This is a genomic window from Methylomonas koyamae, assembly GCF_019669905.1.
Lineage (GTDB): Bacteria > Pseudomonadota > Gammaproteobacteria > Methylococcales > Methylomonadaceae > Methylomonas > Methylomonas koyamae.
The window spans coordinates 1,103,515-1,126,567 of the sequence record NZ_AP019777.1 but is presented as its reverse complement, the minus strand read 5'-3'; the positions used below and the strand labels follow the sequence as shown (position 1 = coordinate 1,126,567).

At 53.1% G+C, this 23,053-nt stretch carries 22 protein-coding genes and 1 riboswitch; of the genes, 7 read left to right on the top strand and 15 right to left on the bottom strand.

Annotated features, from left to right (window positions below; all coding sequences use genetic code 11):
• Positions 1-74 precede the first annotated feature (74 nt).
• The 7 genes from MKFW12EY_RS05540 (at position 75) to radC (ending at position 8,399) form a co-directional block, all read left to right on the top strand.
• A complete protein-coding gene (locus MKFW12EY_RS05540) occupies positions 75-794 on the top strand; it encodes a 14-3-3 family protein (RefSeq protein ID WP_245006441.1) in 720 nt (239 codons plus the stop codon).
• 148 nt (positions 795-942) lie between these two features.
• Positions 943-1,440 carry a hypothetical protein gene (locus tag MKFW12EY_RS05535; RefSeq protein WP_054758209.1) on the top strand — a complete coding sequence of 166 codons (498 nt, stop codon included), beginning with the start codon at positions 943-945 and terminating at the stop codon, positions 1,438-1,440.
• A 115-nt stretch (positions 1,441-1,555) separates the two neighbouring features.
• Positions 1,556-3,319: a DUF4942 domain-containing protein gene (locus MKFW12EY_RS05530; protein WP_221054142.1), complete on the top strand. Its 1,764-nt coding sequence runs from the start codon at positions 1,556-1,558 to the stop codon at positions 3,317-3,319.
• Between the two features lie 213 nt (positions 3,320-3,532).
• On the top strand, positions 3,533-5,035 hold the full coding sequence (locus tag MKFW12EY_RS05525; protein WP_174893214.1) for a hypothetical protein: 1,503 nt from the start codon (positions 3,533-3,535) through the stop codon (positions 5,033-5,035).
• Between the two features lie 471 nt (positions 5,036-5,506).
• Positions 5,507-7,048 (top strand): IS21 family transposase, encoded by a 1,542-nt coding sequence (gene istA / locus MKFW12EY_RS05520; protein WP_157199121.1) that lies wholly within the window; start codon positions 5,507-5,509, stop codon positions 7,046-7,048.
• Positions 7,041-7,856 (top strand): IS21-like element helper ATPase IstB, encoded by an 816-nt coding sequence (istB, locus tag MKFW12EY_RS05515; RefSeq protein WP_054758206.1) that lies wholly within the window; start codon positions 7,041-7,043, stop codon positions 7,854-7,856. Before istA ends, istB begins: the two co-directional genes overlap by 8 nt.
• Positions 7,857-7,982: 126 nt before the next feature.
• On the top strand, positions 7,983-8,399 hold the full coding sequence (gene radC, locus MKFW12EY_RS05510; protein ID WP_054758205.1) for a RadC family protein: 417 nt from the start codon (positions 7,983-7,985) through the stop codon (positions 8,397-8,399).
• A gap of 503 nt (positions 8,400-8,902) precedes the next feature.
• Here radC and cysG read toward each other — a convergent pair.
• From cysG to MKFW12EY_RS05435, 15 genes are all read right to left on the bottom strand, one after another.
• Positions 8,903-10,291, bottom strand: coding sequence for a siroheme synthase CysG (cysG, locus tag MKFW12EY_RS05505; protein WP_064042311.1), 1,389 nt, complete (start codon positions 10,289-10,291; stop codon positions 8,903-8,905).
• Positions 10,292-10,308: 17 nt separating this feature from the next.
• A complete protein-coding gene (locus MKFW12EY_RS05500) occupies positions 10,309-10,668 on the bottom strand; it encodes a (2Fe-2S) ferredoxin domain-containing protein (protein ID WP_054758204.1) in 360 nt (119 codons plus the stop codon).
• Positions 10,661-12,022 carry a precorrin-3B C(17)-methyltransferase gene (gene cobJ, locus MKFW12EY_RS05495; RefSeq protein ID WP_054758203.1) on the bottom strand — a complete coding sequence of 454 codons (1,362 nt, stop codon included), beginning with the start codon at positions 12,020-12,022 and terminating at the stop codon, positions 10,661-10,663. The genes MKFW12EY_RS05500 and cobJ overlap by 8 nt, the downstream gene beginning before the upstream one ends.
• Positions 12,019-12,411 carry a cobalamin biosynthesis protein gene (locus tag MKFW12EY_RS05490; protein WP_064042310.1) on the bottom strand — a complete coding sequence of 131 codons (393 nt, stop codon included), beginning with the start codon at positions 12,409-12,411 and terminating at the stop codon, positions 12,019-12,021. The genes cobJ and MKFW12EY_RS05490 overlap by 4 nt, the downstream gene beginning before the upstream one ends.
• Positions 12,412-12,415: 4 nt before the next feature.
• Positions 12,416-13,153 carry a cobalamin biosynthesis central domain-containing protein gene (locus MKFW12EY_RS05485; protein ID WP_054758202.1) on the bottom strand — a complete coding sequence of 246 codons (738 nt, stop codon included), beginning with the start codon at positions 13,151-13,153 and terminating at the stop codon, positions 12,416-12,418.
• On the bottom strand, positions 13,146-13,922 hold the full coding sequence (cobI, locus tag MKFW12EY_RS05480; protein WP_064042309.1) for a precorrin-2 C(20)-methyltransferase: 777 nt from the start codon (positions 13,920-13,922) through the stop codon (positions 13,146-13,148). Before cobI ends, MKFW12EY_RS05485 begins: the two co-directional genes overlap by 8 nt.
• Complete coding sequence (locus tag MKFW12EY_RS05475) at positions 13,912-15,219, bottom strand: bifunctional cobalt-precorrin-7 (C(5))-methyltransferase/cobalt-precorrin-6B (C(15))-methyltransferase (protein WP_054758274.1); 1,308 nt, start codon at positions 15,217-15,219, stop codon at positions 13,912-13,914. Before MKFW12EY_RS05475 ends, cobI begins: the two co-directional genes overlap by 11 nt.
• Before the next feature lie 2 nt (positions 15,220-15,221).
• Complete coding sequence (locus MKFW12EY_RS05470; RefSeq protein ID WP_231890935.1) at positions 15,222-16,325, bottom strand: cobalt-precorrin-5B (C(1))-methyltransferase; 1,104 nt, start codon at positions 16,323-16,325, stop codon at positions 15,222-15,224.
• 4 nt (positions 16,326-16,329) lie between these two features.
• Positions 16,330-16,998, bottom strand: a complete 669-nt coding sequence (locus MKFW12EY_RS05465; RefSeq protein WP_054758200.1) for a precorrin-8X methylmutase — start codon at positions 16,996-16,998, stop codon at positions 16,330-16,332.
• 7 nt (positions 16,999-17,005) lie between these two features.
• Complete coding sequence (locus MKFW12EY_RS05460) at positions 17,006-17,830, bottom strand: sirohydrochlorin chelatase (RefSeq protein ID WP_064042308.1); 825 nt, start codon at positions 17,828-17,830, stop codon at positions 17,006-17,008.
• On the bottom strand, positions 17,827-18,651 hold the full coding sequence (gene cobM / locus MKFW12EY_RS05455; RefSeq protein ID WP_064042307.1) for a precorrin-4 C(11)-methyltransferase: 825 nt from the start codon (positions 18,649-18,651) through the stop codon (positions 17,827-17,829). The genes MKFW12EY_RS05460 and cobM overlap by 4 nt, the downstream gene beginning before the upstream one ends.
• Positions 18,648-19,946: a cobyrinic acid a,c-diamide synthase CobB gene (locus tag MKFW12EY_RS05450; protein ID WP_064042306.1), complete on the bottom strand. Its 1,299-nt coding sequence runs from the start codon at positions 19,944-19,946 to the stop codon at positions 18,648-18,650. The genes cobM and MKFW12EY_RS05450 overlap by 4 nt, the downstream gene beginning before the upstream one ends.
• The gene (locus MKFW12EY_RS05445; RefSeq protein WP_082877833.1) at positions 19,946-20,593 is read right to left on the bottom strand and encodes a CbtA family protein; all 648 of its coding nucleotides are present in this window, start codon (positions 20,591-20,593) and stop codon (positions 19,946-19,948) included. Before MKFW12EY_RS05445 ends, MKFW12EY_RS05450 begins: the two co-directional genes overlap by 1 nt.
• Before the next feature lies 1 nt (position 20,594).
• Positions 20,595-20,771, bottom strand: a complete 177-nt coding sequence (locus MKFW12EY_RS05440) for a CbtB domain-containing protein (RefSeq protein WP_082409565.1) — start codon at positions 20,769-20,771, stop codon at positions 20,595-20,597.
• 88 nt (positions 20,772-20,859) lie between these two features.
• A riboswitch (cobalamin riboswitch) is annotated at positions 20,860-20,989 on the bottom strand.
• 405 nt (positions 20,990-21,394) lie between these two features.
• Positions 21,395-22,897 carry a hypothetical protein gene (locus MKFW12EY_RS05435; RefSeq protein ID WP_054758199.1) on the bottom strand — a complete coding sequence of 501 codons (1,503 nt, stop codon included), beginning with the start codon at positions 22,895-22,897 and terminating at the stop codon, positions 21,395-21,397.
• Positions 22,898-23,053 lie beyond the last annotated feature (156 nt).

Here is a 23,053-nt window from a genome sequence, read left to right as displayed (position 1 = left end):
CCATATACCGATTTTTGCGCGAATTCAACCCCGCTGCGCAAGCCGATTTTCGGCTTTATTCAGCGACTTTACCCTTGCAGGAACATCATCCTGCCGGGTGGTCGTTCCTGCATTTTTTGGAGAACATGACCATGAAAACAATCAACCAACCCATCGTTGGCACAACCGCTGTCGAAAACAGCACGGTTCGCTATCTGAATCAGTACCGCTGCCCTTACTGCCAAACCGAATGGGAGGATGTGTGGGATTGCGGCTGTAACGATCGCTGTCCGGACTGCAACAAGGAGATCGAGCCTTATGAAAGCGCATTGATCGAGGGTGAATCGGTGGAAACCGAATTGCCAGACGAAAAACCCGCCTCAGCTAATGTCACGGCGGCGGCTGTGAATCGGTTCTTCGTAGTCTCCTACGAAATCGACTATGTGCATAGGGTGTCGGTCGGTATCACCGCGGATAGTCCCGAAGCGGCTCAACAACTTGCCGAGCAGGCATTCAACGATGCCAGCATTTGGGATGACACCGCGGCAATGCCGTTATTATCCGACGAATACCTTGGGTCGGGCGATGAAAGCTTGGCCTGGGAATGCGTGGCCGTTGAACAATGGCCGGAACCGGATCATTCGGTTCGGCAATTGAAGAATGAGCAAGCGGCCATGCAAGTTTGCCGCGGTTTGGTTGAAGCCTATCAACAAGGCGAAGCCAATGGCGGCAGTATCGATTGGGAAAATTTAGATCAGTTAATCCCTCTGGCCTTACAAGCCTTGGGAAAACCTGTACTGGAGATCCAATCCTGAAAAGTGCGCGCGGTTTTTAAGCGCGCAATTTGCAAAAACCTGAGTTAGCCACGTCATTCGATTCGGCACTCTTTTTTATCCACCCACACGGGAATGTCCTATTCCTGCTGGGGATGCGTGATGTTTCCGTATTTTTGAGGACAACATCATGACACAAATCTTTGAACACACCTTCAGTACGGGTCATTGCATCCAGTATCAGCGCTTGCCATCCGGTACCTGTTATCACGCCGATACACCGGAACCGGTGGTCGAGTTGTTGGAACAGCTTCGCCATAGCCGGCGCAAAATTCGGCTGTATTACGGCGATCCAACCACTGGTCAATCGTGGCTCGACGAGCACGATGTCATCGGCTGGATTGGTCGATCGACCGGCAGTATCAAAGTGCCGCTGTTGATCGAACCGGGTGATGTTGGTGGTCCAGCATTATTGGATCAGTGCATCGTCCGTGTCGACAGTCCCCGCCAAGTGCTTTACCAACACGACGACTTTCGGGTTGGCGTGGTGGAATTGGTGAAAGGTGAGCTTAAACGCTTGCCTTGGGAAATCTGGATCGACGGCAGCGTACATGCCCGATTCAAAGCAAAAACCGAAGCCCGGCAGTATCAGGACTTCATTCTAGGTAAGCGGTTCGCGTTGATCTGACGCGCCGTTTTCATATTTGACACTCGGTTAAACCGAGTCTTTCACTCTACCCCTGCGGGATGATTCTATCCCGCCAGGGATAAATCGGTCGTCAGGGGCTTCTTTGGAGAATACCATGACAGACCCTTATCAATATTACCCCACGCCAGAAGCACTGAGCCGTAAAGCCTGGGCGATGTTCAAGAACCAACAATTCACTCGGGTATTGGAGCCTTCAGCAGGCGAAGGACATTTGCTTCGTTCAGTACCCTACCAATACGGGAAACGTTTGCCGATCGATTGCATTGAAATCGATATCCGCAAACATGCAGTTCTGCGCGATGAAGGATTTGCCGTGGTGGGGATGGATTTTCTGCAGTTTCAAAGCGGCAGTGTCTATTCGCACATCATCATGAATCCGCCGTTTGCCGACGGGGCCAAGCACGTGTTGAAGGCTTGGGAGATCTTATTCGACGGTGAAATCGTCGCCATTCTCAATGCCGAAACCGTGCGCAATCCGTTTTCGAAAGAACGCCAGCTGTTATTGCGTTTGATCGAGCAGCACGGCGAGGTCGAGTATCTGCCAGAAATGTTCGCCGGCGAGGATGCCGAACGCAAAACACCGGTCGAGGTGGCCTTGGTCTGGTTGAGGAAAACTTCAACCTTTGAGCAGGACATCCTCGGCTGTATTCTGGATGATTTGTGCCAGGATAGGCGGGAGGCCGACGATTTAGCCGGTGAGTTTCAAATGCCCAACGAGTTGGCCTTACCAAACGCCTTCATCGACAATGCGGTACTGATGTTCAATGCCGCGGTCGAAGCCGCGCGCCAAGCCGTATTCAGTGAAGCCCGAGCCAGTCGTTATCGGGCCATGCTGGGTAAAACTCTCGGCGAACTGAGCGGTGGCGGTATCAGTAGTGAAGACGAGTCGTCTTCGGATGCGGTGAAGCGGACGCTGTTTAAACGCTATCACGATTTGAAGAATCGGGCCTGGGTCAGCATTTTACGCTCGACGCAGGTCACATCACGCTTGTCATCGGGGGCGCAAAAACGCTTGGAATCGGATTTCGAAACGGTGAAGTCCTTGGAATTTACCGTGCCGAATATCTACGGCTTTTTGCAAGGCATCATCGATCAGCAAGGTGAAATTCAACTGAGCATGGTATGCGATGTATTCGATTTGATCACCCGCTATTACAGCGATAACGCGGTGTTTTACATGGGCTGGAAATCCAATGATAAACATCGCACGCTGGGTATGCGGATCAAAACCACGCGCTTCATTCTGCCGGGTCATGGCTCGAGTGCTTACCAGAATGGTTTGAACTGGGAATCGGAACGGCTGCTGGCCGACTTCGACAAGGTATTTGCCTTGCTCGACGGCAAGACCGAAGCGGAAGTAAGTTTGGTATCGGTGTTTCGGCAGCATTTTCACGCGCTTCGGGTCGGACAACGGATCGGTGGCAGTTACTTTGACGTTCGCTATTATCCGGGCGTCGGTACCATCCACTTTTTTCCGAAAAGCGAAATCTTGATCGACCGAATGAACCGTTGGGTCGGCCGCCAGCGCCGCTGGTTACCGCCGGTGGACATGCAAGCTGGGAAAGGTTTCTGGCAGCAGTTCGAACAGGCCGAAGCGTTCGATAAGGCGTTTCACACCGAAGTGAACAAGCAGTGCAAATGCGATGGCCGAGCTATCCGATTCGATCCCTTCTGGGCTATCAAGCACGGCGGGGAGTCGGAACGGGAAAGAGGCCATGGCCTGTTAACCCAAGCAATGAGCACGGTACTAGCCAGTCGGGGTATCGATCCCGATGCGGTATTGGAAAACGCACAATCCAGCTTGCTGGAATGGACGGGCTGCCTGCCATCGACTACAGACCTGGCTTTGGCATCGTAAATCGGTGTTAAACCGGGACTTAACCTAGCCAGTATCACCCGCCTCGGGGAGATGATCCGTTCTCCCCGTCGGGGTCGAACTGTGTCATTTCCTCGGGGCTTTTTACTTTGAGGAACTCACATGAACACCACACAATTATCGGTAAACCCCGAAAAACTGATCAACAACCTGCGCTTCAGCTTTACCCAGTCCACCACGGTTCTGGGCGAACTGATGCAGAATGCCCGCCGCGCCGGCGCCACATTCGTCAGCTTCGAGTATGTTGAAGACACTCGAACCTTGACGGTGTGTGACGATGGCTGCGGCATTGCCTGTTTGAAATCGTTACTGACCGTGGCTGAGTCTGGCTGGGATATTGATGTCATCGAACGGGAACATCCGTTTGGCATCGGCTTTTTGTCGGCCATTTTTGCCTGCGATGCCATCAGCGTAGACAGCAAAGGCGGTCGATTTTCGGTGTATACGGCTGAGCTATTGGCCTTTCAACCGATTGTCATCGAACCCGCCGACTGGCAAGGCATTACCTGCTTGACATTGACCCAGTTTAAACCGGACGCGGAGCGGATTGAATCTCAGTTGCGTCGCCTGGCGCGAGCATTTCCGATTGAGGTGCGCTTTAACGGTGTCAGCCTGGATCGGCCGAGAGCGGCTAACTCAACGCTACCGTTCATCGAGACCGAACTGGGTGAGCTGTATCTGTATGGCTTGTCCCAGAGCGAAGACTGGTTGCGGCAATCAGAGTATTTTCATCTGTATCTGCAAGGTTTGCCGGTCTATCACAGTCACCATGAACGAGACCCCGGTCATGTCATCCATTTGGATTCAAGCCGGTTTTTCGCACGGTTGCCGGATCGGGATAAGTTGATCGACGAAGCGCAGGTGATTGCCGAGATTAAGCAGGTTCTGCAACGGGAAGCCCGGCAACGCCTGGAAGTGATCAAGAGCCAGCTATTGGTGGAGGAGTTTGTACTTGGTTACGACACCTTGAAAACTTACCGCTGTCTGGATTTACTGAATGACGTGCCGTTATTGCCCAAACAGGTATTGGCGATCATTCAGGACTATCCAATCAAGGAAGGTTGCAGCCGAGTGAATTTGGCTGCGGTTTCGCAACCGGTCAGTCGAAGTGATGTGGAAAACGGCCTTGTCAAAGTCGCCGATCTAGATGATCTCGATGAGGTCGGTGCGCTACGCTGGATGTTCTCTTGGCACATGGATTATCGGGTGTTTCGGCCGGGGTTGGATGCTAGGCATTGGCTATTTTCGTACCTGGTCGATTTGAACTCGCCGGCCATCACCTTGGACATCGGCAACGAAACGCACCGCGCTTTTTTTGCGGGGCAATGGGTGAGTGGTCAGGCGGTCTTTTGTGAACAATACCGGTTAACCCTCAATGGCGAGTCCATCGACATCGATCAGGATGCCGTGTATGACGAGGATCAGGATTGCTTCATCGTACCCAGTCGGGAGTCATCCGGGTTGGTGGTTTGCCAGGCATCGTCCTACTACGACGAATGGGATACGTTCATGGAATCCGCCAAGGAAACCGATGAATGGGATTTTCATAACTTCGTGGTGGCCAACACGGCTGACAAGCCTGCGGATGCATTGCAACGACTGCTGCCGAAATTTGGTAGTTGTCCTGCCTTGTTTTCCAGGACCTTTCAAATCGTGCTTGGCAAGGATGGCGATGTCGTCACCGTTACTGAAATGTAGTCGAAACCCAACCGGGTCGACGGCCGTGACTGAGTGAGCACGTGGCTTTTGGCTGGTTTTTTGGCGAGACCACGTAACAAGCAAGTATTTCCAAACACCTGACGCCGTAATGGCGTCAGCTTAAGCGTCTTTCGCGAAATTGCGCTGCCGACGGTCAACGTTTGCAGGCATCGCTGACGACGCTTTGAATTTTTTTGACAACCCTTCCGGAGAAAGTCTACCCCGGAAGGGGCGGCTTTCTCCAATTTTTAAGATTTCGGGAGAAAGCCCATGTTATACATTCGAGGAACCAATAATCGTTACCGTATGGCCGATGAACAGGATGTCATCTTGGAGGCCATTCAGATCTACAACCGTGTTGACGCCGGTTGAAAATTGACCATGTAAGAGGCCGAATTCCGGCTGAAAATTGACCAGGGTTATTAACCTGTCCTGTCCAAAATTTAGACAGGAGCTTAGAGGGTGATGACCGTGATCTTATTTTCAAAAATCAGGCGGATGTATTTCCGCGACAAGTTATCCATCAACGAGATTGCCAGGCGAACCAGCCTGTCTCGCAACACCGTCAAAAGGTGGTTGCGAATGCCCGGCGAGACCGACCCAAAATATAAACGCTGTCCACAGCCGACCAAGCTATCCCCGTTTGAAGATCAGCTCAAACGAGCACTGATCGCCGATGGCTATCGTCCTAAGCGGGAACGACGGACCGCTTTGAAGTTGCTGGAAGAGTTACAAAAAGCCGGCTATGACGGCGGTTATACGCAACTCACCGATTACATCCGCGCCTGGCGCCAAGACGCGAGTAGCGATGCCGGCAAACACGCCTTTGTGCCGCTGAAGTTCCGTTGGGGCGAAGCCTTTCAATTCGACTGGAGTGAAGAGTCGCTGGTCGTGGGCGGCGTTTATCGGCGTTTGCTTGTTGCGCATACCAAGCTGTGTGCCAGCCGAGCGTTTTTGTTGTCCGCCTATCCAAGCCAGAGTCATGAGATGCTGTTCGACGCCCATCGCCGTGCGTTTCAGGCCTTTGGTGGGGTGCCGTTGCGCGGGATATACGACAACATGAAAACGGCGGTCGACAAGGTGCAGAAAGGCAAGGAACGTATCGTCAACACCCGGTTTGCAGCGATGACGGCTTATTATCTGTTCGATCCCGATTTCTGTAATGTGGCGTCCGGTTGGGAAAAAGGCATCGTCGAGAAGAACGTCCAGGACAGTCGGCGCCGGCTCTGGCTGGATGCCCGTCAACAATGCTTTGCCAGCTTTACCGAGTTAAATGACTGGTTGGAAGCGCGTTGCCGACAACTGTGGACGGAACTATCTTGGCCGGAACGCCAGGAGATGACACTCCAAGAAGCGCTTGAGCTGGAACAGCCTGCGTTAATGCCCATGCCCGGCGTGTTCGACAGTTACATTGAGTTTTTAGCCCGTGTATCCAGCACCTGCCTGGTCACGGTGAAGCGCAACCGCTATTCGGTGCCTTGCCGTTGGGCCAACCGACGGATCAGTGTGCGCCTGTATTCGGATCGGCTCGATCTTTATGGGGATGATGCCTGGATTGCCAGCCATGTGCGGCTGCTGGATCGCGATCAGGTCAGCTATGACTGGCAACACTATTTACCGTTATTGGAACGCAAGCCCGGTGCGTTACGTAATGGCGCCCCCTTTACCGAAATGCCAAACGCGCTGCTGTCGTTGAAACGCGCGTTAAGCAAGCGCCCTGGCGGTGATCGGATCATGGCCGACCTGCTGGCCTGCGTACCCCGACAGGGACTCGATGCCGTGTTGGTGGCAGTGGAATCTTTGCTGGCAGCCGGGGTGGTCAGCATCGAGCAGGTTAAACATCTCGTGTCTACGCTTGTCGGCGGGGCTCAACCAGTCGCCGAACCGCAGACTGTGGTCGCGCCGGATGCCTTACAGCTCAAGGATGCGCCCATCGCCGATACCGCTCGGTATGAGCAATTGCGCGAAGCGTTCGATATCGCTCTGGTTAATGAGGAGAGGGGCGATGCGTGATCTTGAAGCGGAATTGAAATCACTCAAACTCTTCGGCATGGCATCCGCTTATGCCGAAGTCGCCAGCGAACGCGGTGCGGTCTTACAATCATCGGAATGGCTGATCTGGCATTTGCTGAAAGCGGAAATCGAGGATCGGCATATTCGTTCCATTCGCTACCAACTTCAGAGTGCGCGTTTTCCGGTGCATCGCGACTTGGCCGGCTTCGACTTTGAGCAGGCCAAGGCCGATCGCGCCTTAGTCGAACAACTGGCGGGCGGCGCCTTTATCGATGCCGCGCATAACGTGGTATTGGTGGGCGGCACCGGTACCGGCAAAACCCATTTGGCCACGGCTTTGGGCGTCAAAGCCATTACTGACCAAGGTAAGCGAGTCCGCTTCTATTCCACCATCGATCTCATCACGCAACTGGAACGGGAAAAAGCCGCCGGCAACCAAGGCAAATTGGCCTATCGCTTGATGCAAGTCGATTTGGTCATTCTGGATGAACTGGGCTACCTGCCATTTTCCAAGGACGGTGGCGCCTTGCTGTTTCATTTGCTATCGAAACTGTACGAGCGGACCAGCGTGGTCATCACCACCAATTTGACCTTTACCGAATGGTCCAGTGTGTTCAACGATGCCAAAATGACTACCGCGTTACTGGATCGGCTGACACACCATTGCTACATCATCGAAACAGGCAATGAATCCTACCGCTTCCGGCAAAGCTCTGAAGAAGCCAAGGCGCGCATACAGGCCAGAGAGAAAGCCAAACATAGCGGCAAAACACCGGAAGATATCTTGTACGAGGAGAATCCGTTCTAAAAATCCTGATGGGAATCGGATGGCAAAGCTACCGATTGCTATCCGATTCCTTTACACTTATCCACAGCCGGCGACTCCAAAAACCGGCCCCGCCCCTAGTCAAATTTCAACCGGTACGGTTGGTCAATTTTCGCCCGGCGCCAACACTACAACCGTAACTTCAGTCGAGGCGAAGCCTTGACCAGTCCAGACAAGGCTAAGGACTGTATCAAGTTGAAATTGGCGCCTTACGAGCACGAAGTATTTCTGTGTTTGTTTTTGGACAATCAACACCGCGTCATCGCTTGCGATGAATTATTCCGAGGTACGATCGATGGCGCTAGCGTGTATCCACGCGAAGTGGTCAAGGCCTCGCTGCACCATAATGCGGCGGCTTTGATTATGGCGCACAATCACCCATCAGGGATTAGTGACCCCAGTCAGGCCGACCGCGTGATTACGGTGAAACTCAAAGAGGCTTTGGCCTTGATTGACGTTCGCGTACTTGATCACTTCATCGTCGGCGAAAACGTGTATTCATTCGCGGAGCATGGATTGCTATAAAAGGTATTGGCACAGAAACGATTCCTCGGCCCCCTAGGCAAACGTAGGATCAGCGAAGTTGAACTAGCGACTCGCCTGAGGCGGTGTCGATACGACTGCGAAAAATGATATAAAACCCACACCTACCCAGAATCAGAAGCTAAGCACTGCTCTGACTTCTGGGGAGGTTTACTCGTGGCAGTCAAGGCCAATACCGGGCACCGAGGATGCTGACGAAATTTTCCATTCCTAAGTTCAGCGAATGGCAGCATTTCGGCAAGCAACTTTGCATTCTCTTTGGCTCGACCCGGCCATAACCGGACCATCAAGGTTTTTCTACCGGATGTCTGCTTCATAAGCTTATTCTGACACTCAGTATCAACATATTGCCTATTTTGCCGTTCCTCGAAGGTAAGGATTAGTAATGACGAACGCTCTCGCTCTTGCGCTTATTTCAAGCTAAACCACCGATCAATTCAAAATTTGATAGCCTCCCAAAGATAATCAATGCAAAGAGCTGGCGTTTATAAGTTCATCTGAAACCAGTCCAATTGTTGATGGAGTGTAACTACCGAACCGACAATAATCAGCGTCGGCGGCGTCATCTCGGCCTGTTCCACGCGACTGGGCATATCCGCTAGTGTTCCGGTTAAAACCCGCTGGTTTCGGGTCGTGCCTTCCTGAATGACGGCAATGGGGTGATTGGCCGGACAACCGTACTCGATCAGCGATCGGCAGATGGTTGCCAATCCAGCCAGTCCCATATAAATCACAATGGTTTGATTGGGACGAGATAATTGCTGCCAGTCGAGATTGATACTGCCGTCTTTTAAGTGGCCGGTGACAAATGTGCAGGATTGAGCATGATCGCGATGGGTCAGCGGAATGCCCGCATAGGCTGCACAGCCTGCCGCCGCAGTAATGCCAGGCACAACCTGAAAGCTGATCCCTAGTTGTATAAAGGACTCGATTTCTTCACCCCCACGACCAAAGATAAAAGGATCGCCCCCCTTTAATCGGGCTACCCGTTTGCCGGCCAGGGCTAAATCAATTAACAGTTGATTAATCGACTCCTGCGGTAGGCTATGGTTATCCCTCTGTTTGCCGACATAGATTTTCTCGGCGTCCCGTCGGGCCATATCGAGCACTTCTATAGAAACCAGCCTGTCATAAACAATAACGTCTGCCTGCTGCAGCAGACGCAAGGCTTTAAACGTTAATAAATCGGGGTCGCCAGGACCGGCACCTATTAAATACACTTCACCCTGATTTGCTGTAGGGTCAGCCTGCTGCAGTTGCGACCGCAGCAGTTCTTCCGCTTCGTTCTGCTTGCCTACAAAAACTAATTCAGTCACTGGCCCTTGTAAAATCTTTTCCCAGAAAACTCTACGCAGACTCGGTTGTGGAATGCGTTGTTTGACCAATAATTTGAATTTTTCAGCCAATTGCACCAACAGGCCAAACGATGCCGGAATGGCACTTTCCACCCTAGCCCGTAAAAGTCGCGTTAATACGGGAGATACACCACTTGAGGATATGGCGATAAGTAGGGGCGAACGATCAATAATGGCCGGGAATATAAAGGAACATAACGCCGGATCATCAACCACATTAACGGGGATTTTCCGCTGATTCGCCAACTTGGAGATCTCTACATTCGTGGAGCGGCAATTGGTAGCGGAAACCACGAGTCCCATGCCGTCGATATCCTCATGCGTAAATGCTTTTTGACGGATAACGATTTGATTTGACTGTTGCATAGCGGCTACCGCGCCACCAATTTCCATAGCAACAACGACGATGTTGGCTCCAGCCCGGAGCAGTAATTCAATTTTTCGCGCCGCAATTTCGCCAGCGCCTACCACCAAACACGTTTGGTCTTTAACTTTTAAGAAAAGAGGAAAATAATCCATAACGCTTTGTTTTACTGCTATGGAACCGAGCAAGTACTTTGATGATAAATCAGCTCTTCGACAGGTCGACCGCCCACCAAATGCTCATCAATGATGCGCTGTAAATTGGTTTCATTGACGTTGTAATACCAGATACCATCGGGTTGCACGCATAGGATGGGGCCGGATTTGCAGGTGGCGAAACAGTGGGTGCGGGTGCGCTTAACCCTGAGTTCGCCTTTATCAATGCCGGCCGCTTTAAATTTCTCCCCCAGGGTTTCGAATAAGGCCTGCGCTTCGCCATTTTCGGTGCAGCGGGGGCCGGTACACACCAGCAAGTGGCGTTTGTAGTCACCCATTTTGGGTTTTTCTGGCATAGGTGTCGTGTTATCAGTCATGGTGGGTAGGTTCCAGAACAGTTGGGGCGCTAAATTGCGCTCGGTCATCGCGGTAATGTTGTAGGGCTGTGCTGTCGAAGCCTGCTTCGTCAGCGACTAACCATAAGTTGAATAAGGCGTCGCCGTGTTGATCGAGTACCTGAATGCCATAGGCTTGATTCTGTCGGCTCACAAACCAGATCTGCTGGGCCTTGCGCCAGTCGATGTGAAAATGAAAAGCGTCGTTGACGATACTCATCCAGCCGTTTTTGCTTTGCAAATCGGCAGCGTTGATCAGCAATTCCGCTACGGCGCCCGCTTCGCTGCGCACCACGGCGCGTAGTTTGCCCCAACCCTGGAATGACACAAGTAAACGTTCATGACTGTCTGGGGTTGCACGTTGCGCGCAGAACATGCCGGCTTGATCGCCCGGCGTGGACTGGCTGACGGCATCGAGAATGTCCGCCAGCGGTTGCGCGAAGTATGCTGCCGCCTGTTGCAATGTCACCTTGGGCGTGTCGCGCAAATATTGCCGCACACAAGCTTTCCAGCCCTCCAGGCCCATGCTCAGCGAACGACCCGCCTGTTCGCCTGCTCGGGTTACGCCGGTCATGGCGTCATATTTATTGGCATAGCCGCGCGGCGTCACCATCAACCCTGCACGGACGAAGGTGCTGCTGTTGCCGACCAAGACCGTGGTCAACATGCCGATGTCGCAATCGGCCATCTCCACCAAGCGAACAAGCTGGATGTGTTGCCGAGCACGATAACCGGATTTAACGATGGCAACCGGCGTGTCCGGGCTACGATGACGCAGCAATATAGTTTGCGCTTCGACGATATGCTGCGTGCGGCGACCGCTTTTCGGGTTATACAAAGCCACCACGAAATCCCCGCGCGCAGCGCTTTCCAGGCGGCGGGCGATCACCGGCCAGGGCGTCAACAAGTCGGACAGCGAGATCGAACAAAAATCATGGGTCAGCGGCGCCCCGACCAGGGATGCGCAACTCGACAACGCGGTACTACCGGGCACCACTTCCACCTGAATCGGATCATCCGGCGTCCAACCACTGTCCAGCAGCAGTTCATAAGTGGGTCCGGCCATGCCGTAAACGCCGATGTCGCCGGACGACACCATAGCGACGATTTTGCCCTGCTTGGCATGTTCATAAGCTTCGATACTACGATCCAGTTCTTCGGTCATGCCTTTTTTGATGACTTCCTTGCCATCGAGCAAGTCTTGCACCAGTTTGATGTAGGTGCTGTAACCAATCACCACATCCGCTTCCGCAATCGCTTGGCGAGCGCGAGCAGTCATGTGCTCATGCGCGCCGGGGCCGATACCCACCAGTAAAATTTTGCCTGCTTTTGTCATTTAATTCTCGCTATCGAAACGGTGGCGTTCTTGCCGTCCACACCGCAATATTTATGTTTTTCGACCAGTAAATCCGTCAGCTCGGCATTGGCCGCTTTCAGTGCCGCCGCTTCCGCCACCGCCGGTGTACCCATGTATTTCATGACCACCTCGGATGGATTCGGTACCGGAATGGCGGCCAAGACTTCTGCCGGGTAAAAAAACAACGGCCAACGGTGTAGTTGGGCCAGTTGTAACAGGGCCGCTTCGTCGTTTTTTTTGTCGATGCTGGCCAAACCGGCTACCGCTGACACGCCTAGCCCGCATTGCCACAAAGCCTGAGCCAAGGCTTGCCGTAAGGTTTCCAGGCTGGCATTGCGGTCGCAACCCATGCCAATCATGACTTTCATACGCTTACGCTTGATCCCTGGGCGGCCGATACACCACCAATCGCTCAGCCAGTTGTTGCCAAACAGCCGGATCGATTGCCCGGTGTGTTACCCATAGAATCGACCGGTATTGTTCGGTGTTGACGTCCTCAAAGCGCTGGAACAGATGAATATTGGCCGGTAACGGCGATGGCCGCGTCCACCAATTTGAACTACCGGCTTCTTGCACGAAGGCAATCGGCAGTTGATTGACCACGTCCGCCGACACACGCGTGATGTTGATCTTAGGGGCTTCCACTTGCCAGCCCAGTTCGCGGCCCAAAATATCCACCGGAATGGTTTTGCCCACATCCGAAGCAGTGGTCAGCACCGGCGTTGCACTCAGTAAAGCCGCAACTTTTTCAGCATAGGCGTTGGCGCCACCGATATGGCCGGACAACACCGGAATCACGAATTCGGCGGCATCGTCGATCACCAACACACCGGGATCTTCATCCTTGGATTTGAGATGCGGCGCAATCAGCCGAACCACCGCGCCCAACGACACCAGAAAAATAATTTGGTCGTAGGATGCGAACAGATCGCCGATTTGCGCGCTCAATGCCCCCTGATAAACCCGGCGCGAATTAGCAAAATCACCCAAATGCTCGGCTTGTTTCTCCGACACCACCACCTCCGCTTCGGGGAGTTGTGGCGCCAGGCGAGTGGCAATCCCGGCGCCGTGTTTGGTAATCGCCACCAGGGCGACACGCACTTCATTCATCGATTGAGTCCTTTTTCTTGCGGCAACCGCGTTGCATTTCGCTGCGCTGACGGCCTGGGTTTTTGATGATCAGTAACGACAGATAATTGACCTTTTGCCCCTCAAGGCTGGCGATGTCGTGCACCATGCGTTCTTCCGGCGCCCCGGCTTTTTCCACGAACCAGCCATGAGCCAGCAAATCGCGGCGGCGCAACAGATCGATGATGTCGTCCAGCAGCGGTTTGACCTTGAGCAACACCAAGGTATCGAAGTCGCTCAGCATGCGCTCGATCTGCGCGATACCATATCCCGCCGGTACTATGGCGATGGTGTCATCGACATCCGCCAACGGTTCGCCACTGCGCGCCGCAGCGGCATGAAATGACGACACCCCCGGCACTACTTCGACTGTAACTTCCGGCTGTAAGGCACGAACACTGCGTTGCAAATGGCCGAAAGTGGAATAGGTTGATGCATCGCCCTCCACCAGAAACAACACATCCTCGCCGCGTTGTAATATTGCCAACACGGTTTGTGCTGCATCCAGCCAGTAACGGGCCAGAATCTCGGCATCGTGAGTCATCGGAAAATGCAGCTCGCTATGTTCGGCAGGCAGTTCCAGGCCGGCGCGCAAGGCTATGTCCAAGGCATAACTGTCGCTGTTTTTTTTGCGCACAGGATAAGTCCAATGGCCCGGACCGGTCAGTAAATCCCAGGCGCGGCGAGTAATGAGCCCAGGATCGCCTGGACCAAGGGAAACGCCGTAGAGGGTGCCGAGTTTAGTGTTCATCTTGACCGCAGGTTTTAGGCTGTAAAGGATGGGTGGCCGATACGATCCACACTGGATTTTCGGCCTGCATGCGATGCATGGCCAGAATCGGGCTACTACGGGAAGCTTGAATCTGACAAACGTCCCAGTCTGCGCCGAGCTGTTTCAGGGTCTCGACGGCGGTGGACAGGTTTTCCAGCGTGACGAAATTCATCACTAGCCAACCCGCCGGGCGCAAACGCCCTAAACACAAGGCAATCAATTCCGCCAATTCGCCGCCGGAACCGCCGACGAATACCGCATCCGGATCGGGCCAAGTGTCGAGAAATTGCGGAGCCTTGCCATGCACGAAGCTGTAATTGCTGATGCCCCAGACGGCTTGATTCTGTTCGACATTGGCCATGTCATCGGCGTTTTTTTCGATGGCAAAGACATGCCCAGCCGAACACAGCCGCGCGGCCTCCAGACCCACCGATCCGGAACCGGCGCCGATGTCCCAGACAATACTGCTTCTTGTCAGCTGCATGCGGGCTAGCGATACAGCCCTCACTTCGCGTTTGGTGATCAGGCCTTTTTCAGGCTTGCGCTGCTGAAAGCTGTCGTCGCTGATTCCGAACAGTACCGGTGCGGGCGCAGCCGTTTTGCGTTTTAGAATGACGACGTTGGGATCGAGATAACGGCTTTGAGCCACCTCAGCGATGGTCAGCCAGGCGCTGACGCGCTGTTCCGCTTGTTTTAGGGCTTCGGCAATCGCCATTTCGAACACATCGGCCAAGCCTTCGATTTGCAATAAGCGGGCGATACGCGCCGGAGTGTTGTCCGGGCTGGTCAATATCGCCAGCAAATCGTGTTGGCGGCAGCGCTGAGCCAATTCGTACAAGCCATGCTCCGGCGTGGCCCCGCGCAGCCATTCACCAGCATCTTTATTGTGGATCGAAACGATAGCAGCGGCTTGCCAAGACAATTTCAACTCGGCAAATGCCAATTGCAGGGTGCTCGGATTGGGCAGGATACGCACACGGCTGGATTCCAGTTTGCCGGCCAGAAACCCGGCGATGCCGTGACACAAGGGGTCACCAGTAGCCAGTACCGCGACCGCTTCATTTTGTGCCAACGCGGCATTGATCCAGTCCGGCACTTGTTTGAGTTGCCCGGTTAAGTCGTAGTGTCTGGCTTCAATGATGTCATCAGCCAGCGTTGCCAGCAGACGGCTACCGGCAATGACATGTTTGGCTTCGCGTAATACCTGTAAGGCCTCCTGGCTCAGGCTGGCGACGCCGTTGTCGAGTACGCCGATAAAACTGCACATCGCTTGCATGATCAATTCCTTCCGGCTTCGGCCAGTTTGTTGCCATCGAAATCACACACCAGAACACTGATGTGAAAACGGCCGGGATAACGGTTTTCCAAGGTGGCGATGACTCGGTTAGCCAGTTCGACATGAAATTCGTATTCCAACCCCAACTCGGCCATGCATTCGGAGGCGTAGCGAGCGGTTTCTTGAGCAGCGATGGCGTCGCACACATCGTCCGGCGCACCGATACTACGGGCAATATCAGCGACCAGTTCCACATCGACCGGGGCGCGACCGGCATGAGTAATGGTTTCACCCTGGGCCATTTTGGTCAGCTTGCCGACCATGCCGCCGATGATGATGTTTCGAATCCCGCAACGAGCGGCGGCGTCCAGTGCGGGTGTCAGAAAGTCACCCATTTGCACGAAACAGCTTTCATCCAGCTCGGGCAATTCGCGCATCACGAATTTCTCGGTGCGGCCGCCGGTGGTCAGTACCACGCTAGTCTGACCCTGATTGGCTGCCACTTCCACGCCTTGCACCACGCTGGCCCGAAATGCCGCCGTGGAATACGGATGCACGATCCCGGTCGTACCTAAAATCGAAATGCCGCCGATAATGCCCAAACGATAGTTCAGGGTTTTTTTCGCCATCTCTTCGCCGCCCGGCACCGAGATTGTTACCTGTAAGCCTCGGGTTTTTAGCGCTTCGGCGGCGATCTGACGGATGTTATCTTCGATATTTTTTCGCGGAACCGGATTGATGGCCGGACCGCCGACCGCCAGACCCAAACCAGGCCGAGTGATCAGGCCTATGCCTTCGCCGCCTTGCAATACGATAGTGTCCGGTTGTTCTATCCACATCACATCCGCCGTCAACCGAGCGTGATTGGTACAATCCGGATCGTCGCCGGCATCTTTTTCGATGACAGCATGTGCTCGGTCGTTCTGTACAAAGCTTTCTTCGACTTTGAACGCCACGTCTTGTCCGTTGGGCAGCACGCAGTCGATAGTGTCCGGCACACGCCCATTTAGCAAACCCTGCACTGCCGCCCGTGCAGCTGCCGCCGAACAGGCGCCGGTGGTGTAACCCTTGCGGGTACCTTTGGGTTTGCGTTCCGGCATTGCCATGCTATCAGCCGTTTTTCTGCTGGGTTTCCGCCAAGCTCAACAAGGCATGAATCGCCGCGACGACCAAGGTCGAGCCGCCTTTACGTCCACGGGTGATGATCCATGGCACATCGTGTAATTCGGCGAGTAAATCCTTGGATTCCGCTGCCGAGACAAAGCCGACCGGCATGCCGACGATCAGCGCCGGTTTAATGCCGTCTTCTTTGATCATCCGCAATACTTCCAACAACGCGGTGGGTGCATTACCGACGGCGACAATGCCGCTATCGATTAAACCCAGGCGCTGCGCTTTACGCATGGCTTGCACCGCGCGGGTGCTGTTGACCTGTTTGGCGGCGGCTATGACATCTGCATCAGCGATGAACTGGCAGGCTCTGATGCCAAAATGCGCCAGACGCGGCTGCGATAAGCCGACGCAAATCATTTCCACGTCGGCAACGATCGGCGCACCGTTTAAAATTGCTTGAATACCGCCTTCCACCGCCCGCTCGGAAAACTCGGTCAGGCCATTGAATTCAAAATCGGCAGTGGCGTGGATCATGCGCCGCACCACTTGCCATTGGCCATCGGAATAATTGTGCTCGCCAACTTCGCGGTCGACGATGGCAAAAGAATCGTGTTCGATTTGTTGCCCGGCCTGGGTCAGTTGTTCGGTTTGAATGTTGTGGCTCATGGCTACTCTAATGATGGTGGTGGTGATGTTCGGCTTGCTCGCGGTACTGACAGCCGTCGCATTCCAGCATTTTCGGCGCAACCGGGTCGGAGGCTTCGGTAACCCGTTGATCAAGCAATTTAAAAATGACCGGATCAAAACCAAAATAAGTACCGGAACCGAAAGCAATCTGCGGATATTGGCTTTGCAATCGTTCGACTTGCTTGCCAATGCGTTCTATCAGCAGGCCGGTGAACAGGTAATAGGGCAAAATGGCAATTTGCGACATGCCCAGACGCACCTGACGTTGCACTGCCGTTTCCAGACGTGGATGGGTAATCCCGGTAAAGGCGATGTCGATCAATTCGTGCTCGGTAACCTCAAACAGCCAACGCGCCAGTTTCGCCAGTTCGCCGTTGGCAACCTTGTCCGATGAGCCACGGCCTAAAATGATCACGCCAGTGGTTTTCGGGTCTGGCATCGCCAGTGATTTAAGCGCTGATTTGAGCTGTTTTTGCAGGATGGCCAACAAGGTTTCGTTACTGCCTAGATGCGGCGCATAGATGAATTCCACGTCAGGGAATTGAGCACGCGCTTCTTCGATATGTTCTGGAATCTCCATCTTCACATGCCCGGCGGCGCTGATGATCAACGGTACCACAATCACACGATCCGAACCTTGTGCGGCGCGTTGAAGACCTTCTGGCAACAGTACGTCCGCCAGTTCGATGTAACACAAGTCGATGCGCCAATCGGGGTGCTGCGCCTGCCATTGTTGTTGAAATTCGCGAATTTCATCATTGCCGGCCTGATTACGTGAACCGTGGCCGACCAGAAGGATGGTGGTTGTCATGCTTGCTCCTCGGGATTTGGCCGTTCGGCACGGCGAAAACGATGGGTAAAACCGGCATCATAAAGTTTGGATTTTTTTAACTCGGGCCAATGACGAGCGCCCAGCGTTGGACTGACCACGATCATCGCCTGGCTGTTGATTTTGGCGGCCCGGCAGCGTTCGCGAATATCTGCCAGCGTGCCACGGATAATCTGTTGTTCGTCCGGCCAACTGGCTTTATGGACTACCAATACCGGAGCATCATCCGCCCAACCGGCTGCTTTTAATTCGCGTTCGATCGTGGGCAACAAGGTGATCGATAAAAACAGGCACAGCGTGGTGTGATGGCTGGCCAATTCTTGCAAGGATTCACCGTCCGGCATCGGCGTGCGGCCTTCAACGCGGGTTAAAATCACGGTTTGCGTGACTTCCGGCAAGGTCAGGCTTTCTACCGCGCAAGCCATCGCGGCGAATGCCGACGAGACGCCCGGCACTACTTCGACGGCAATGTTGGCCGCATCCAGCGGTTGCACCATTTCGATTAATGCGCCATACAAGCCAGGGTCGCCGGTTTGCAGGCGAATCACGATTTTTCCAGGCCCGGCTTGTTCGATCAGCCAGTCGGTAATCTGCTCCAGGGTCATATCCTTGGAATCTTTGATCACGCAAGTGCTATGCGCCCATTGCGTCGCGGCAGCTTGTACTAGCGAGCCTGCGAACAAAATGGCATCAGCCTTGGCGATTAAGTCGCGGCCTTTGACGGTGATTAGATCGGGGTCACCCGGACCTGCGCCGACAAACCAGACCTTCTGCTGATTAGGCTGAATAGAGTGAGCGCTCATAGAAAAAATCCAGCCGCAACCTGCGGATTGAATGGGAAATAGTTATGCAGATAAGACGCTTGCAGCGAACCCACCCGGTAAAAGTTTTCGCTACGGCTACGATTGCGTTGCGGGATCGATTCGGTGAATGGCTGCAACGTTGTTTCCAGTTGCGAGTGATGAAAACTGTGACCGCGAATTTCGCCTTGTTCCAACTGCAAGCTGTGCATGCCCAGATTCACCAAGCTTTTTTGCATCTGCGCGCTGCCGGGTAGTAATCCTGCCATTTCTGCCGCATGGCCGTCTTTATCGGTCAAGCGTTCCAGCAAATATAAAAAGCCGCCGCATTCGGCGTAAATCGGCTTACCGGCTTGATGATATGCATGCACAGATTGTTTCATGGCAACATTATCGGCCAATGTTTGCAGATGCAGCTCCGGGTAACCGCCGGGCAGATAGAGACCGTCTGCTTCGGGCAAGGCATGGTCGGCCAGAGGCGAGAAAAACGTCAGTTCTGCGCCCATGGCTTGCAAACAATCCAAATTGGCCTGGTAGATAAATGAAAATGCAGCATCGCGAGCTACGGCTATGCGCTTTCCAGCCAGTAACGGTGGCGGCGGAGAGGTGGCGATCGGCGCGAAGGCAACCGGCTGCGGCAATCGGCACGGCGCAAGGCTACTGAGTAATTCGGCTGCGCGCACCAGGCGAAGGTCAAGGTCTGCAATTTCATCGGCCTGCACTAAGCCTAAGTGCCGCGACGGCAAGCCGACCGTTTCATCTTTCGCCATCGCCGCCAGTAGCGGCATGCTGTCCGGCAAGGCTTCTTCCAGCAATTTAGCATGACCCGGACTGCCGACTTTGTTGGCGATGACGCCGACAAACGGCAAGTTGGCTCTGTAATGGGCTAAGCCATAAGCCACAGCGGCAAAAGTTTGTGCCATGCCGCCCGCATCGATGACAACGGCCACCGGCACGTCTAGTGTTTGTGCCAAATCGGCGCTGCTGCTATCGCCGTCGAACAAGCCCATGACACCTTCAATCAAGATGATGTCAGCGTCGGCGGCGTTATAAAGCATCTCACGGCAATGCGTTTCGCCCATCATCCATAAATCCAGCTGATAAACCGGCTGTCCGCAAGCAAAGCTCAATATTTGCGGATCGATAAAATCCGGGCCGGTTTTGAACACGCATACCTTGCGGTTTTGCTGGCGATGGTAATAAGTGAAGGCTGCGGTGATAGTGGTTTTGCCTTGGCCTGAGGCGGGGGCGCTGATTAATATCGCCGGGCAATGACGTGCTGCAGAAGACTTATTCATTAAAATTTAACTTTGGACAAAAGCCTGCCCGATAACGCACCCAGTATCAGCCAAAAAAAAGCATTGTTGATGGATGTCAGCACCACAAAATGCTGTTGTATTTCTTCAGGGGCTAAGGCGCGGGCAACTTCCGGATGAGGCGCGCCGATCAGATGCGGCAAGGCCAGCAAGCAAACGCCGCCGAATTGCAGCCAGCGTTGTTTGGTCAACACCAGCCCAAACAAACCAACGGCTGTGGCCGCCGCAGTAAATAGCCACCACGCTTGGCGACTATGCAATTCTGCGCTGTCGGTGCCGGGCAACTCCGGCGGCAACCCTAATGAAGGTGCTGCAAAAAACACCAAATACCCGGCTAACCCCCAACCCAGGCCATGCAGATAACCGCGTTGATCTCGCCAGTACATGGAAGCACTGATCAACAAGGCAAAGCCGAAACCGGTCAGGCCATTGAATAGCAAGGTAAAACCATTGCGTTGCCAGCCATCCATCGGCTGCCAGGCATGCACATGCTCAGCCGATGGTGTTTCGAACTGTTCGGCGGCTAAAATCAACGGCAGGGTTTGATAGTGTTGTAGCACGCTGAGTAACAAGCCGCCCAATAGTCCAGCCAGTAGCGAGGCTGCAACCAGCTTACGAAAATCCGCCATATTAATGACAGGGAAAAGCAGCGCTATGGCGTCCGTCGTGGGCGGCGTTATGCAGGTAGTTATTGGCGTCCTGCAAGAAACCCAAACCTAAAACGACGGTCAGGCCTAACACGATGGCACTGAAACCGGGCAGGAATTTTGAGGAAGCAATGGCGGTTGAGGCAGAGATGGTTTTCATGGTTGTCTGTTCCGAAAAAGGTGGACGGAATAACAGAGGACAAAACAAACCTAAAAAAACCGATTTGACAGCTCGCCCTCCGCAATACTGTTAACAAGAGTTTTAGGCCTGTCTCCGGGCTCGTGACGAATCACCTACCGTTGCGGGGGCAGCGTCGGCATTTAACCGACTTCCAGTTTCACCCGTGAATGACGGGAACCTTAAAACCAGCGGCGATTGTATGCCGCAGCTAGTAATAGGGCAAATGAAATGTATTGAAAATGAGATTAGATGGGGGGCAGGCTTGCAGTCCTAATAGCCCCAAGACTCTACCCTCACTCAGCAAACACACTGCAATGCGGGTAAAAAATGACTAAATTGAGAATAAACCAGCTTCGGTGATTGCTGGATAAACCGGTGAATGAGCATCAATGATTAATTGGTGCATTAAATCTCAAGTCTACTATGTGTCTTCTTCTCTTTATATACCGGACCTTCAGCACGAGGATTTCTCTGCTTCATGATCGTCCCCTTGGGGTCGGTTGGACACAGTGACGAACGGCTACTTTCAGGTATTGGAATTCAATGGCTGCTTTCCGGCGATGAATCTGAAGACAAGACGATCTCTTAGCGAGCACATGATCTTAAGCCTTGAAACTGCGGACCCATTTATACCGCTCAGGATCTTCTCGCAGCAGAAATGCCTTTAGTTTCTCGCGCTTTTCATTGTCGGCCCGCAGCAAGATGCCCCGAAGGTCATAATCAATAGAGCGCTTACTGGCTCCGAGTTCTTCCGCCTTCTCATACCATTCTGACCCGGCACTGTAATTTCCCATCTCGATATTTACGGCACCTAGTAAGGTGCAGGGGCGGAAATCCTTTGGCGTCAAAACATGTGCTTGACTGCCAAGCTTTAATGCGTCATCAAAGCGACTCAAATCTCGCATCACACCGCCATGAGTTGTGCAAATAGCGGAATTCAGTTTGGGCGCCATTTTGCGTGTAGCAGGAATCGAGTTCAGCAATTCATGCGCTTTTCTGGATTGTTTGCACTTTCGGTAGTGACCACTTGCATTAACCGCGTTCCATAAGTCATTCGTTCGTTTGTATTCAGTAATATAGAACTCGGCTTCTCGCTCGTGAAAGGCAGTTTCTAGGATTTCCGTGTAGTAATCCTTGCCTTTGGTGGTAAGCCACAAAATGTCTTCGTCAGAGAGGCGATTGCCGACATCGAAGCGATTGAGAATATCCATCAGACGAGCAAAAAACTCTTTTTCGATGAACTGATCGAGGCCGTAGCGCTGCCGGAGCTTTTGGTTTTTAATTTTAGCTATGTATTTTGGATCGCTCTCACGCTTCTGTCGTTCGCGCTCGTAATTGGCTTGCCGAATAGCGTCTCGGGCCTTTGCTTCCTCAATCATTCGCAGTCGTGCCGATTCTTCTTTCTGTCTTTTAATTTTAAGCGAATGTTCGCGACTAGCCAGCTCTTGAGCTGCAATTTCACGGAACGCTTCATAGGTGATTTCACCCAGCGCAAGCCGACTTAGATTAACAAGCCCTTGTTGCTGCAAATACTTTACTGCTTCCAATGGAAGTGGACGGCCTTGCTCTAAATTTTCGAGAACATTGTTAAGACGTGTCGCCGGGATAAATGCCCCAGGAAGGTCGGTCACGAAGTATTTGTTAGCGAGATCAATCCGATTTTGTCCAGCAGGCACACACTTACGTAAATCTGTCCGGTTGCGAAGCTGCTGGTTTTGCATTTTAGATATGTTCTGAGGAATACTTTCTCGCCGTTGGTGTTCGCGCTCACATTCGGCCTTTTGAATAGTCCCAGTGGTTTTGATTTCCTCAATTCTGGAATCTTCTATCTTTTTTACGGTTTGGGGTGAATACCCTCGCAAAACCTGTTCTCCAGTGGCAATATTGCGGAATTCTTCATACGTCATTCCACCAAGCGCAAATTGCTGCAGAGCAACAAGCCCATTTTGCAGCAAATACAACTGAGAACTTTCTGAAGGGGGACGGCCTTGGTCTATGTTTTCGAGAATGTTTTGAAGGCGAGTCGCAGGGATAAAGGCCCCCGGAAGGTCGTTTACGAAATATTTTTTAGCGAGATCAGCTCGTTTTATTGAATATGCATCCATGCGCTCCGATAGCTTAATTTGGTTGCGCGGAGTGTTTCTATAGATTGATCGATTTCGCATTGTTGTTTTTAGGATTCGACTCGTAGTACGGGTATCTGGTCATCTAAGGATAGCATTCCATTATCCCAGGATAACACTGGTGCTATTTTGGATGGC